Source organism: Microbispora sp. H10836, from assembly GCF_012999525.1.
In the GTDB taxonomy this organism is placed as follows: Bacteria; Actinomycetota; Actinomycetes; order Streptosporangiales; family Streptosporangiaceae; genus Microbispora.
In genome coordinates this window covers 93910-107380 of record NZ_JABBWU010000018.1, presented here as the reverse complement: position 1 = coordinate 107380, position 13471 = coordinate 93910, and the positions used below count along the sequence as shown (strand labels likewise).

Here is a 13471-nt window from a genome sequence, read left to right as displayed (position 1 = left end):
CGCCGCGTCCGGCCGCCGGACCCGTACGGCCCGCACGGCGTGACCGGCCGTACGCTGAGCCTCATGAGTGACCGCGAGAGACTGCTGGACGAGATCAAGAACAAGGGCATCGTGCACGGCCGGGTCGTGCTGTCCTCCGGCAAGGAGGCCGACTGGTACGTCGACCTGCGCCGCATCACCCTGGACGGGGTGGCGGCGCCGCTCGTGGGCCGCGTGATGCTGGATCTGACCGAGGACCTGGGCTACGAGGCGGTCGGCGGTCTCACGCTGGGCGCCGACCCGGTGGCGACGGCGATGCTGCACGCCGCGGCGGCCCGCGGACGCACGCTCGACGCTTTCGTGGTGCGCAAGGCGGGTAAGGCGCACGGCCTGCAGCGCAGGATCGAGGGCCCCGACGTCGCCGGACGCCGGGTGCTGGCGGTGGAGGACACGACCACGACGGGCGGGTCCGTGCTCACCGCCGTGGAGGCGCTGCGCGAGGCCGGCGCCCAGGTCGTGGGCATCGCGACGATCGTGCACCGGGGCGGCGACGAGGCGCTGGCCGCCACCGGTGTGCCGTATCGCTCCGCCTACTCCCTCACTGACTTGGGGATCGCTTCACACTGAACGCCTGCCGCTCGCCGGGCGGCCCGGGGGATCTGGCGCTTCCGTTCTCGAAGACCTGAACCGTGCTCGCGTCGTCGAGGACGACGTCGAGCTCGGGCTGGAAGTAGGACGCCTGCTCGCCCCGGGCCAGGTCCCGGTCGATGAGCACGTCGCCGCCAGGCACCCGGACGAACACGGGGCACCGGTCGGCCTGGCACACCACGCGCACGGTGGGCACGCGGGGCGCGGAGGGCTCCGCGGAAGGCTCGGCGGAGGGCTGCGCCGACGGGGTGGAGGACGCGCCGGTCGCGGGCTCCTCCGATCCGAGCGTGGACAGCAGCGCCCTCGCGCCGATCACGACGACGGCGAGCAGCAGCACGACCGCCAGGCCGACCAGCGCCAGCCTGGCTATACCGAGGGGATCAGACCTGTGGCGTCCCACATTCGGGAGAGTAGCGGTTGTGAGGCATATCTCAGTACTCGTCGGTCACTTCTTGTGCGTTAGCACTTCCCGCAGGTCACCCGCCTGCGAGGAGCGACGTCACCGGTCGGCGTGGTGGCGGCCCTTGGGGACGGCGGTGGCGGCCCGGCGGTTCTTCATCACCTCGCGCACGATCGGGATGACCGACAGCAGGACGATGACGAAGACACCGGGAAGGATGAACCTGTCGATGCCCTCGACCTTGCTGCCCAGGAAATAACCGAGCAGCAGCAGCGCCTCGACCCAGACGACGCCGCCGACGACATTCCAGACGAAGAACCGTCGCGCGTCCATCTCCAGGACGCCGGCCACCGGGTTCATGAAGGTGCGGACGATCGGCATGAACCGCGCGGCGACCACGGCCTTGGCGGGGCCGAACTTCTCGAAGTAGTACTCCGCCTTCTCGACGTGCTCCCTCTTGAACAACCGCGAGTCGGGCTTGTCGAACATCCTCCTGCCGACCTTCGCCCCCAGGAAGTGGCCCAACTGCGCCCCCGCGACCGCCGCCAGCGGCGCGCCGATCAGCAGGGCGGGCAGCGACAGGGGCGCGATCCCGAATCCGTGCGCCGCGGCCGCGGTGCTGAAAATTCCAGCGGTCACCAGCAGCGAGTCGCCGGGCAGGAAGAACCCGACGAGCAGCCCCGTCTCTGCGAATACGATGGCGATGACGCCGATCGTCGCGAAGGCGCCGAGCATGCTCAGCCACCACTTCGGGTCAATAAGGTCCAAGAGCACGTCCACGGGGCGAGCCTACCTGTCCCCGATGAGATGAGACTGAGAAGCGGCAGAGCTGTGGAAAACCGTGAATCGCGGAATGACCGCGGCTTTCCCGGCGCCGTGAACCGGCCCGGCTTTCCCGATCGGCCCGGCCTTCGGGATACTTGCCACGCCGCATACCGTCAGAAGGAGATGACTTCGCATGCCTATCGCGACTCCAGAGGTCTACGCCGAGATGCTCGACCGCGCCAAAGAGGGCGGCTTCGCGTACCCGGCGATCAACGTGACCTCGTCGCAGACCCTGCACGCCGCGCTGCGCGGCTTCGCGGAGGCGGAAAGCGACGGGATCATCCAGGTGTCGACCGGTGGCGCGGAGTTCCTCTCCGGCACCACCGTGAAGGACATGGTCACCGGGTCGGTAGCGTTCGCCGAGTTCGCCCGCGTGGTCGCCGAGAAGTACCCGGTGACGGTGGCGCTGCACACTGACCACTGCCCGAAGGACAAGCTCGGCTCGTTCGTCCGCCCGCTGCTGGAGATCTCCGCCGAGCGTGTCGCGCGCGGCCAGGACCCGCTGTTCCAGTCGCACATGTGGGACGGCTCCGCCGTGCCGCTGGACGAGAACCTCCAGATCGCCTCCGAGCTGCTCGACAAGACCGCCGCAGCCAAGGTCGTCCTCGAGATCGAGATCGGCGTCGTCGGCGGTGAGGAGGACGGCATCGTCGGCGAGATCAACGAGAAGCTCTACACGACGCCGGAGGACGCGCTGGCCGTCGCCGAGACCCTCGGCCTGGGCGAGCGCGGCCGCTACGTCGTGGCCGCCACGTTCGGCAACGTCCACGGCGTGTACAAGCCGGGCCACGTCAAGCTGCGCCCGAGCGTGCTCAAGGAGATCCAGGACGCCGTCGGCGCCAAGTACGGCAAGGAGAAGCCGTTCTCGCTGGTCTTCCACGGCGGCTCCGGCTCCACCCTGGAGGAGATCCGCGAGTCGATCTCGTACGGCGTGGTGAAGATGAACATCGACACCGACACGCAGTACGCCTTCACCCGCCCGATCGTGGACCACATCTTCCGCAACTACGACGGCGTGCTGAAGGTCGACGGCGAGGTCGGCAACAAGAAGGCCTACGACCCGCGCGCGTACGGCAAGTCGGCCGAGGCCGGCATGGCCGCGCGCATCGTCGAGGCGTGCCAGCAGCTCAAGTCCGCGGGCACCAAGCTCAAGTGACGCCCTCCCCGGCCGTACGGCCGGGGACCGTGCCACCCGCCCCGGGCGCAGGACCAGGGAAAAGGCGGGAACGGAAGATCCATTCTTGTATCGATCTCCGTTCCCGCCGGGCGGCCCATACCCCTGTGCGTGTTCGGCAGGTAGAACTGTCCACATGGAAACGCACGAGAACCTCCTTGCCGGCCCGCCGCCCACCCTGCTGCCGGACAACCCCGAGGCGCGGCAGATGCTCGAGTCGGGTGCCAAGGCGGCCGACGTGGCCGCGCGCTTCCCCGCCTACTCCGCGGCCTGGGGCGCCCTGGCGGACGACTACTTCGCGGCGGGCCACGCCGTCACCTCGTACGCCTTCGCGCGTACCGGCTACCACCGGGGGCTCGACCAGCTCCGCCGGGCCGGTTGGAAGGGCCACGGGCCGATCCCCTGGGAGCACGAGCCGAACCAGGGGTTCCTGCGTTGCCTGAACGCCCTCGCCCGGGCCGCGAACGCCATCGGCGAGAGGGACGAGGCCGAGCGCTGCGCCCAGTTCCTGCGTGACAGCAGCACGGCCGCCGCGGAGGCGCTGACGGCCAATCACTGACGGACTTCCGTACACGGAGCCCCGGCCGCGGTCCCCGTCTCGCGAGTTAAGACCGCGTTCACCCGCGGCATGCCCCTCGGGTAGTCTCTGTGTGCAAGAGGCCCCTGCGCGCTTGCGTCAGGGGCTTTCGTCTTGGTGCGGGAGTTAGACCATGCCGGCTGTCGTTCTCGTTGGCGCCCAGTGGGGCGATGAGGGCAAGGGGAAGGCCACCGACCTGCTGGGTGGTGACGTCGACTACGTCGTGCGTTACCAGGGTGGCAACAACGCGGGCCACACCGTCGTCATCGGCGACCAGAAGTACGCGTTGCACCTGCTCCCGACGGGTGTGCTGTCGCCCGACGTGGTGCCGGTCATCGGCAACGGGGTGGTCGTCGACCCCGGTGTGCTGCTGAGCGAGATCGACGGGCTGGCCGAGCGGGGCATCTCCTGCGAGCGGCTGCTGATCTCCGCCAACGCGCACCTGATCATGCCGCAGCACAAGGCCATCGACAAGGTCAGCGAGCGCTTCCTCGGCAAGGCCAAGATCGGCACGACCGGCCGCGGCATCGGCCCGGCGTACGGCGACAAGATCTACCGCATGGGCATCCGGGTGCAGGACCTGCTCGACCCCGGCATCCTCGGCAAGAAGATCGAGGCCGCGGTGGGCGAGAAGAACCAGATCCTCACCAAGATCTACAACCGCCGTGGGCTCGACCCGGCGAAGGTGCTGGAGGAGTACCTCGGCTACGCCGAGCGGCTGCGCCCGCACATCGCCGACACCTCGCTCGTGCTCTCGCGGGCGCTCGACCAGGACAAGGTCGTGCTGCTGGAGGGCGGGCAGGGCACGCTGCTCGACATCGACCACGGCACCTACCCCTTCGTCACCTCCAGCTCGCCCACCTCGGGCGGCGCCTGCGCCGGCTCGGGCATCCCGCCGACCCGCCTGACCAGGATCATCGGCATCCTGAAGGCGTACACGACCCGTGTGGGCTCCGGGCCGTTCCCGACCGAACTGCTGGACGAGCAGGGCGACTGGCTGCGCCAGACCGGCGGCGAGTACGGCGTGACCACCGGCCGCAACCGCCGCTGCGGCTGGTTCGACGCGGTCATCGCGCGGTACGCCACCCGGATCAACGGCGTGACCGACTTCTTCCTGACCAAGCTCGACGTGCTGTCCGGGCTGGAGCGGATCCCGGTCTGCGTGGCCTACGACGTCGACGGCGTCCGCCACGACGAGATCCCGATGACGCAGACCGAGTTCCACCACGCCACGCCGGTCTACGAGGAGCTGCCCGGCTGGCAGGAGGACATCACCAGCGCCAAGACGTTCGACGACCTGCCGCCGAACGCGCAGGCGTACGTCAGGGCGCTGGAGGAGATGAGCGGCGCCCCGATCTCCGCCATCGGCGTCGGCCCTGGCCGGACCCAGACCATCCAGATCCGTTCCCTCATCTGATGATTCGTGGCGTACGCGCCCGGAATCGGAGGGTTCCGGGCCGCGGACGGGCGAGGCGGTAAGGTACGCCGCTGTGCATGGATACGTTGAGCTGCACGGGCATCGTGGAGCCCGGGGCCTGAGGCCCGAGAACACCCTGCCCGGCCTGGCCTTCGCGCTGGAGCTGGGGGTCGACGCGCTGGAGTTCGACGTCGCCATGTCCGCGGACGGGCAGCTCGTGCTCACCCACGACCTGCACGTGTCCCCGGTGACCAGCGCCGACACCGGGATGGCCGCGCCGGGGGACGAGATGTTCCCCTACGTCGGCAAGCCGATCATCGCGCTCACGCTGCCCCAGTTGCGGACCCTCGACGTCGGCGTACGCCTGCCGGAGCGGCCGGACGACCGCTTCGCGCTCACGCAGGTGCCGCTGCCGGACACCCGGATGCCGACGCTCGGAGCGGTGCTCGGCCTGATCGGCGCGCTCGGCGCGGATCACGTGCGCCTCCACGTCGAGCTGAAGTCCGATCCCACCCGTCCCGACCTGTGCGCCGACCCGCGCCGGTTCGTCGAGGAGGTCGTGCACGAACTCGACCGGCACGACCGGCTGTCGAGGGCGTCCCTGCTCAGCTTCGACTGGCGCGTCCTGGAGATCGCCAGGCCGATGGTCGAGCGGCGCTACGCCCTGGTCGAGCGCGACACGATGACTCCCGCCTGGATGAACGGCATCCGCCTCGGCGAGGCCGGCGGCGACCTCGCGGCGGCGGCCGCGGCGGTGGGGGCGACGACGCTGTCCCCCGACCGCGTGCTCGTCGACGAGGCGCTGATGGCAGGTGCGGCCCGGCAGGGCCTGCCGGTCGTGGTGTGGACGGTCAACGAGCCCGACGAGGCCGCCCGCCTGATCGACATGGGCGTGGCCGGCATCGTCACCGACTACCCCGACCGCATGCGCCGCCTGTGGAAGGCCCGCGGCCTGTCGCTGCCCGATCCCGTGACCCCGCTGAGGACAGTGGGAGCCTGAGGCCCAGCCCTCCGCGGCCGGACAGGGGAAGAGCCCCGCCCGGGCCTTCGACGGCCGGGACGGGGCTCCAGGGTCACCCACAAGAATGGCTTGCACAGCCGATTACCAGCCAACAGCATCGGACCGTGCGCGTCAAGTCGCTGAGCGTCACCCGGGCCGGCGTGTCGCGCGCGTTCACTCCTCCACGGTCACTCCTCCACGGCGAGCGCGCCGGACGGGCAGAGCTGGACGGCCCTGTTCACGGCGGGCCCGAGGGCCGCCGGGGGCTCGGCGTCGAGCACCACGACCGTCCCGTCGTCCTCGCTCTGGTCGAACACCTGGGGCAGCGTGAGCGCGCACATCCCCGCACCGACACACCGGCCGGCGTCCGCCTTGATCTTCATCGTTCCCCCAGCGACTTTCCTCACCAGAGCACCGGCAGGCGGTGCACACCGTAGATCGCCATTTTGGACCGCAGCGGCACCTCCCGCGCCGGCACGGCCAGGCGCAGGTTGGGGAAGCGGCGCAGCAGAGCGGGATAGGCGATGCGCATCTCGATCCGGGCGAGTTGCTGGCCCAGGCACTGGTGGATGCCGTGCCCGAAGCTCAGGTGCCCGTGCGCCGGCCGGGTCACGTCGAGGTTGTCACCGCCCTCGAACCGCCCGGGATCGCGGTTCGCCGCCCCCAGGGACAGCGTCACCGACTCGCCCGCCCTGATCAGGACGCCGCCGATCTCCACGTCCTCCAGGGCCGTACGGGTCGGCCCTATGTGCACGATGCTGAGGTGGCGCAGCAGTTCCTCCACCGCGTTGTCGACGGCGGCCGGGTCGTCCCGCACGACGGCGAGCTGTCCGGGGTTGGTCAGCAGCGCGAACGTGCCGAGGCCGAGCATGTTCGCGGTCGTCTCGTGCCCTGCGATGAGCAGCAGCAGCGCCACGCCGCCGAGCTCCTCGGTCGTCAGCTCTCCGCCCATGACCAGACCGCTCAGCATGTCGTCGTCCGGCTCCTTCGCCTTCAACGCGACGAGGCCGTGCAGGTAGGAGAGCAGATCCTGCACCGCCGCCCGGACCTCCTCCATCGACGAGTCCAGGTTCACCAGCACCGCCGAGTCGCGCTGGAACTTCTCCCGGTCCTCGTACGGCACGCCGAGCATCTCGCAGATCACCAGCGAGGGGATGGGCAGTGCGAAGGACTCGACGAGGTCGGAGGGGGCGCCCTCGCGCTCCATCGCGTCGAGCCGGCTCTCGGTGATCTCGTGGATCCTCGGTTCGAGCTGCTTCATCCGCCGTACGGTGAACTGGCCGGTCAGGAGGCGGCGGTAGCGGGTGTGCTCGGGGGGATCCATGCGCAGGAAGAACCCCGGGGTCAGCGGCTCCTTGTTGAACTCGCCGCGCTGGGGGATCGGCGAGTGCAGCAGTTCGGGGCGGGTGCTGAAGCGGTTGTCGGCCAGGATCGCGCGTGCCTCGGCGTAGCCGGTCACCAGCCAGCCCTCGTGCCCGTCCGCGTACGTCATCCGCTGGACCGGCGCCTCGTCGCGGCGGCGCGCCAGTTCGTCCGGTGGATCGAAGGCACGTTCGCGCGCCAGGGGGAAAGTCGCCAACCGGGGTGTCGCCTCTGTCATGACACGCTCCTGCGAGAGTGGAAACGGTCGATGTGTCGAGCGGCCCGCTCCCCCCACCTAACAACATCATCTGACATACCGCAATGACCGATTGCTCATGATTGCGGTCATGAAGTGTACGTGTTGAAGCGAATACCGCTGGTTGTCAGCGCGCCGTCCACGGCCGGAGCTTGTCGGGGTTGAGGATCGCCCAGATGTGCGTGATCCGGTCGCCTGCGATATCGAACGCCATCACCGACACGGTGACGCCCTCCTGCCGGGCCACCAGACCGGGCTGGCCATTGACCGTGCACTCCAGGATCGTCACCCCGGGCACCGCACTGGCCCGATCCACGAAGAACCGGGCGATCCGCTCGGCGCCCTCGACCGGACGGGGCTCGGCGCCGACGAGTCCGCCGCCGTCGCCGGTCGCCGTGGCGCCGGGGGCGAGAAGGCCGATGAGGGCGTCGATGTCCCCGGCCTCCCACGCCTGCTTGAAGTCCCTCACGATGCCGGCGCGCCGGGCCGCCGGAGTCGCGGGGGCCTGTGCGTCACGGATGCGGCGGCGGGCCGAGGAGGCCAGCTGGCGGCAGGCCGCCGGGGTGCGGCCGACGATCTCGGCCACCTCGGCGAAGGAGTAGCGGAAGACGTCGTGCAGGACGAACGCGACCCGCTCGGCCGGGGTCATCGAGTCGAGCACGACGAGGAACGCCATACTGACCGACTCGTCCAGGGTGACCCGGTCGGCCGGGTCGGCGGTGATGCCCGGCCGCCCGTCGGTCCACTCCGCGGGCTCGGGCAGCGGCTCGGGAATCCATTCCCCCACGTAGCGCTCCCGCCGGGCCCGTGCCGAGCCGAGCAGGTCGAGGCAGATGCGACTGGCGACCGTCGTCAGCCAGCCGCCGGGGGACTCGACGGCCTCCTGCCGCTGCCGCGACATGGCGTACCAGCGGGCGTAGGTCTCCTGCACGACGTCCTCGGCGTCGGCCAGGGAGCCGAGGAGCCGATACGCGAGGTTGATCAGCCTGCGCCGCTCGTTCATGATCACGCCCAGGCTCGGGTCGAGCCCTTCCGGCTCGGACTGGATCGTCATGGTGTCTCCGGCCCCCCTTGGTCGCATCCGTCCTCACTGGGTTCGACGAGACGTCCGGCCCAACTGTGAGGTCGCGGCGTCGCCTCACATAGCGAGGGGGTGTGTCGTCGTACCGCTGAGACCGACCCCGATGGAGAGGGAAACCGATCATGGAGCCCGTGAACGTCGCGATCATTTACTACAGTGCCACGGGCACCGTGCACGCCTTGGCGCGAGCCGCCGCCGAGGGCGCGGAGAAGACCGGCGCACACGTGCGGCTGCGCAAGGTCGCGGAAACGGCCCCACCGGAAATCGTCAGCTCCAGGCCGGAGTGGGCCGCGCACCTCCAGGACACCGCCGACGTCGCCGAGGCCGTCCACGACGACCTGGAGTGGGCCGACGCGGTGCTGTTCGGCACCCCCAGCCGCTTCGGCAACCCGGCAGGCCAGCTCAGGGCGTTCATCGACACCACCGGCCCCCTGTGGTACCAGGGCAAGCTCGCGGACAAGGTGTACTCGGCCTTCACCGCCTCCAGCACCGCCCACGGCGGACAGGAATCCACCCTCCTGGCGTTGGGGAACACGTTCTACCACTGGGGCGGCGTCACCGTGCCCCCCGGCTACACCGACCCCGTCCAGTTCAAGTCAGGCAATCCGTACGGCACCTCGCACGTGTCCGGCGAGGGCGCACCCGGCGAAGTGTCCTTGGAGGCGGCCCGTCACCAGGCCCGCCGCGTCGCCCGCACCGCGGCCTTGCTGAAGGCCGGCCGCGCCGCCTGATCCGGCACACGCCGATGCCTGATCCGGCACACGCGCGTCCTGGAGAGGGGGAGACGCCCACCGGGACGCGCGTGGGCGGCGGCCGAGGCTGACGGCACGCCCTCCGGGCGCGTCCCGGGGGAAGGGCGGTCAGAGCCAGCCGTTACGGCGGAAGGCGCGGTGCAGGAGCGTGCACGCGACGACCATCACGCCGAGCACGACGGGGTAGCCGTACACGGACTTGATCTCGGGCATGTGGTCGAAGTTCATCCCGTAGATCCCGGCGATCATCGTGGGGACCGAGATGATCGCCACCCATGAGGAGATCTTGCGCATGTCCTCGTTCGCGAGGGCGTTGGAGCGCGCCAGCGCGGCCTGGAGGATCGAGTCGGACAGCTCGTTGGACGCCTGGACCTGCTCGCACACGCGGGACAGGTGGTCGCCGACGTCGCGGAAGTACTCACGCATCTCGGAGGGGATGCTGCGCCGCTGGGGAAGGGCGTTGAAGGGGGTCTGGAGCGGTCCGACCGCCCGCTTGAGCTCCAGCATCTCGCGCTTGAGCTGGTAGATCCTGTTGATGTCGCGGGAGCTGACCTCGGCGAAGACGGCCGCCTCGACCTCTTCGAGCTCGGCCTGCATGAGGTCGGCCACCTGCAGGTACCTGTCCACGACGTGGTCGGCGATGGCGTGCAGGACACCCGTCGGGCCGCGGTTGATCAGCTTCTGCTTCGACTCGAGCTTCTCGCGGATCTCGCCCAGCGGGCAGTAGCGGCCGTGCCGTACGGTCACCACGAAGTCGGGCCCGACGAACGCCATGATCTCGCCGGTGCCGATGATCTCGCTGCTCGCCGTCGACACCTCGTGGTCGAGGAACTCGACGGTCTTGAGCACCACGAACAGCGAGTCGCCGTACCGTTCCACCTTGGGCCGCTGGTGGGCCTTGATGGCGTCCTCCACGGCGAGCGGGTGCAGGCCGAACACCTCCGCCAGCCACTCGACCTCGGGCGCGGCGGGCTCGTGCAGACCGACCCAGACGTACGCGTCGGGCATCTCGTTGGCCTCGTTGTGCTCGCGGACCAGCCGCACGGCCTCCGGTATGCCACCGGCGGCGACCTTCTTGCCTGCGACATAGGCGCCGAACTCGACGAGCGAGTTGCTCGGCGGCACGCAGCGGACGACGGGCTCGGCGTTCATCGACGCGGCGCCGATGTGCGTGGGCAGCACACGGGTGTGCCTGTTGATGCGGGGAAAGAGCAGAGAGGAGCGCATGGCGGTCCCTTCCCGCCCGAGCCGGCACGCTCTACGCGCGACGTGATGTCACCCCTTCATACAGGCGTGAGCTGCCCCTCGGGCTTCAGTTTCGGAGTGGTCGGGAATGCGCACGACGTACGTGCGCGAGCACGTACTGACGGGATCACCAGAATTCATCCCAGACCACCTCCAATCGCCACGAGACAGCGCGAAGCCTGACTAACCTACCACATTGCCGCTCGGCGGCTTTTCCAGAGTACCCGCGTCAAGTGCCGTCGATCATGCACTTCTTGCCAAAAACAACCCGAGCAAACTAGCCATCGGTGTGTATCCCCACTTGAACCACCCCACTCAAGACAACCCTGAGGCGCCCGCGGGAGCCGCTAGGGGCGCGGCCGTGGTCTGGACTGAGGTGACCTCAAGGCGCCCGAGCAGCCGAGCGAAGGGAGGCGGGAAAACACTGCGACAATGGACGGGTGCGCGTACTTGTCATCGGTTCCGGGGGCCGCGAGCACGCTCTGTGCCGGGCCCTGCGGCTCGACCCCGCCGTCGAAGAGGTCCACTGTGCTCCCGGCAACGCCGGCATCGCCGACGTCGCCACCCTGCACCAGGTCACGGCGACCGACGGCGCGGCGGTGACCGCGCTCGCGGAGCGGCTGGGCGCCGACCTCGTCGTGATCGGTCCCGAGGCGCCGCTGGTCGCCGGCGTCGCCGACGCCGTCAGGGAGGCCGGGATCGCCTGCTTCGGGCCGTCGGCGCGGGCGGCGGAGATCGAGGGATCCAAGGCGTTCGCGAAGGACGTGATGACCGCCGCCGGAGTGCCGACCGCGCGCGCGTACACCTGCACCACGGAGGAGGAGGCCGCGGCGGCGCTCGACGCGTTCGGCGCGCCGTACGTCGTGAAGGACGACGGCCTGGCCGCGGGCAAGGGCGTGGTCGTGACCGACAGCCGCGAGGAGGCACTGGAGCACGCCAGGGCGTGCGGGCGGGTCGTCATCGAGGAGTACCTCGACGGCCCCGAGGTGTCGCTGTTCGCGCTGTGCGACGGCACGGACGCCGTGGCGCTGCAGCCGGCCCAGGATTTCAAGCGGGCCTACGACGGCGACAAGGGCCCCAACACCGGCGGCATGGGGGCCTACACCCCCCTGTCCTGGGCGCCCGAGGGCCTGTCCGAGCGGGTCATGGAAGAGATCGTGCGCCCGACCGTGGCCGAGATGTCCCGGCGCGGCATGCCGTACGCGGGAGTGCTGTACGCCGGGCTGGCGCTGACCTCGGCCGGTCCCCGGGTGATCGAGTTCAACGCGCGGTTCGGCGACCCGGAGACCCAGGTCGTGCTCGACCGGCTGGAGACCCCGCTCGGCGGGCTGCTGCTGGCGTGCGCGACCGGCACGCTCGCCGGGCACCCGCCGCTGCGGTGGCGTGACGGCGCCGCCGTGACCGTGGTGCTCGCCGCGGAGAACTACCCGGCCGACCCGGTGAAGGGCGACCCGATCGCGGGGCTGCCGGTCACGGTCGAGGGCGCGTACGCGCTGCACGCGGGCACGTCCCTCGACGCGGAGAACCGGCTGGTGTCCAACGGCGGACGGGTCCTCAACGTGGTCGGCACGGGCGCGGACGTCGCCCAGGCCAGGGCGCGGGCGTACGAGGCCCTGGAGCAGATCACGCTGCGCGGCTCCCACCACCGCTCCGACATCGCGCTCGCCGCCGCGTCCTCCTGACACCCCGGCTCTCCCCCCTGCTCAACACGGGTGGGAGAGCTGGGAAGATGGGACTGTGAAGCACCTGCACTCCGGCAAGGTACGCGACCTCTACGAGATGCCCGACGGGCTGCTGCTGATGGTCGCGTCCGACCGCATTTCGGCCTTCGACTTCGTGCTCGAACCCGGCATCCCCGACAAGGGAGAGATCCTCACCCGGTTGTCGCTGTGGTGGTTCGAGCAGCTCAAGGACGTCGTTCCGCACCACGTGGTCTCGACCGACGTCCCGGCGGAGTTCGCCGGTCGCGGGGTGCTGTGCCGCAGACTGCGGATGGTGCCGGTCGAGTGCGTGGCGCGCGGCTACCTCACCGGCTCGGGCCTGGTGGACTACCGCAGGGAGGGCGTCGTCTCCGGCGTGCGGCTCCCGGAAGGGCTCACCGACGGCTCGCGGCTGCCCGAGCCGATCTTCACGCCGTCGTCCAAGGCCCCGATGGGCGAGCACGACGAGCCCATGACGTACGACGAGGTCGTGGCGGAGGTCGGCGGGGACGTGGCCGAGCGGCTGCGCCGGATCACCCTCGACGTCTACAGCCGCGGGGCCGAGATCGCTTTGGAACGCGGCATCATTCTGGCCGACACCAAAATCGAGCTGGGTTTCGACGCCGACGGCGTGCTGACGCTGGGAGACGAGGTGCTGACGCCGGACTCCTCCCGCTTCTGGCCCCTCGACCAGTGGGAGCCGGGCCGCTCCCAGCCGTCGTTCGACAAGCAGTTCGTCAGAGACTGGCTGCTGTCCCCCGAGTCGGGCTGGGACAGGTCGTCCGGCGAGGCGCCCCCGCCGCTGCCCGACGAGATCGTCGAGCGCACCCGCAGCCGCTACGTCGAGGCGTACGAACGGCTCACCGGAGAGCGCTTCCGCGGCTGAATCACACAGGTCACACAAGTAGTCTCAAGTGACCCGTTCCCCCGCGTGTTCCGAGGGTAGTTCCACCCCCGAAACTCCCGGCACAGCGGCTACTCTAGGCCGATCGTCCTCGCCGACGACTCGGCCGCCGGCTGACGGGAGTCCCCCGCCTTTCCCCCATACATAGGAG

Annotated in this window: 14 protein-coding genes; 8 read left to right on the top strand and 6 right to left on the bottom strand. The window is 70.1% G+C overall.

The window, feature by feature from the left end; all coding sequences use genetic code 11:
• Positions 1-63 precede the first annotated feature (63 nt).
• A complete protein-coding gene (locus HHX30_RS29180; protein ID WP_169985627.1) occupies positions 64-606 on the top strand; it encodes an orotate phosphoribosyltransferase in 543 nt (180 codons plus the stop codon).
• Here the strand turns inward: HHX30_RS29180 and HHX30_RS29175 are convergent.
• Together HHX30_RS29175 and HHX30_RS29170 are read right to left on the bottom strand one after the other, a co-directional pair.
• Positions 578-1027 (bottom strand): DUF4115 domain-containing protein, encoded by a 450-nt coding sequence (locus HHX30_RS29175; RefSeq protein ID WP_169985625.1) that lies wholly within the window; start codon positions 1025-1027, stop codon positions 578-580. The two genes, HHX30_RS29180 and HHX30_RS29175, sit on opposite strands and share 29 nt — an antisense overlap.
• A 99-nt stretch (positions 1028-1126) precedes the next feature.
• Entirely contained in the window at positions 1127-1807 is a 681-nt protein-coding gene (locus HHX30_RS29170) for a DedA family protein (protein ID WP_311922902.1), read from the bottom strand.
• Between the two features lie 178 nt (positions 1808-1985).
• Between HHX30_RS29170 and fbaA the strand changes: the two genes are divergently transcribed.
• From fbaA to HHX30_RS29150, 4 genes are all read left to right on the top strand, one after another.
• Positions 1986-3008: a class II fructose-bisphosphate aldolase gene (gene fbaA, locus HHX30_RS29165; RefSeq protein ID WP_169985623.1), complete on the top strand. Its 1023-nt coding sequence runs from the start codon at positions 1986-1988 to the stop codon at positions 3006-3008.
• A 154-nt stretch (positions 3009-3162) separates the two neighbouring features.
• Positions 3163-3585 (top strand): DUF3151 domain-containing protein, encoded by a 423-nt coding sequence (locus HHX30_RS29160; protein ID WP_169985621.1) that lies wholly within the window; start codon positions 3163-3165, stop codon positions 3583-3585.
• Between the two features lie 151 nt (positions 3586-3736).
• Entirely contained in the window at positions 3737-5020 is a 1284-nt protein-coding gene (locus HHX30_RS29155; protein WP_169985619.1) for an adenylosuccinate synthase, read from the top strand.
• 73 nt (positions 5021-5093) lie between these two features.
• Positions 5094-6020, top strand: a complete 927-nt coding sequence (locus tag HHX30_RS29150; protein WP_169985617.1) for a glycerophosphodiester phosphodiesterase family protein — start codon at positions 5094-5096, stop codon at positions 6018-6020.
• 188 nt (positions 6021-6208) lie between these two features.
• Here HHX30_RS29150 and HHX30_RS29145 read toward each other — a convergent pair whose 3' ends face one another.
• From HHX30_RS29145 to sigJ, 3 genes are all read right to left on the bottom strand, one after another.
• The gene (locus HHX30_RS29145) at positions 6209-6403 is read right to left on the bottom strand and encodes a ferredoxin (protein WP_169985615.1); all 195 of its coding nucleotides are present in this window, start codon (positions 6401-6403) and stop codon (positions 6209-6211) included.
• A gap of 20 nt (positions 6404-6423) precedes the next feature.
• Complete coding sequence (locus HHX30_RS29140) at positions 6424-7620, bottom strand: cytochrome P450 (RefSeq protein WP_169985613.1); 1197 nt, start codon at positions 7618-7620, stop codon at positions 6424-6426.
• A 145-nt stretch (positions 7621-7765) separates the two neighbouring features.
• Complete coding sequence (gene sigJ / locus HHX30_RS29135) at positions 7766-8692, bottom strand: RNA polymerase sigma factor SigJ (protein ID WP_169985611.1); 927 nt, start codon at positions 8690-8692, stop codon at positions 7766-7768.
• Positions 8693-8841: 149 nt separating this feature from the next.
• On the opposite strand from sigJ, the gene wrbA reads away from it, so the two are divergent.
• Positions 8842-9450 (top strand): NAD(P)H:quinone oxidoreductase, encoded by a 609-nt coding sequence (wrbA, locus tag HHX30_RS29130; protein WP_169985609.1) that lies wholly within the window; start codon positions 8842-8844, stop codon positions 9448-9450.
• 129 nt (positions 9451-9579) lie between these two features.
• Here wrbA and corA read toward each other — a convergent pair whose 3' ends face one another.
• Complete coding sequence (corA, locus tag HHX30_RS29125; protein WP_169985607.1) at positions 9580-10698, bottom strand: magnesium/cobalt transporter CorA; 1119 nt, start codon at positions 10696-10698, stop codon at positions 9580-9582.
• Positions 10699-11156: 458 nt separating this feature from the next.
• Between corA and purD the strand changes: the two genes are divergently transcribed.
• Together purD and HHX30_RS29115 are read left to right on the top strand one after the other, a co-directional pair.
• Positions 11157-12398, top strand: a complete 1242-nt coding sequence (gene purD / locus HHX30_RS29120) for a phosphoribosylamine--glycine ligase (RefSeq protein WP_169985605.1) — start codon at positions 11157-11159, stop codon at positions 12396-12398.
• A 55-nt stretch (positions 12399-12453) separates the two neighbouring features.
• On the top strand, positions 12454-13302 hold the full coding sequence (locus tag HHX30_RS29115; RefSeq protein WP_311922901.1) for a phosphoribosylaminoimidazolesuccinocarboxamide synthase: 849 nt from the start codon (positions 12454-12456) through the stop codon (positions 13300-13302).
• The last annotated feature ends 169 nt before the right edge of the window (positions 13303-13471 follow it).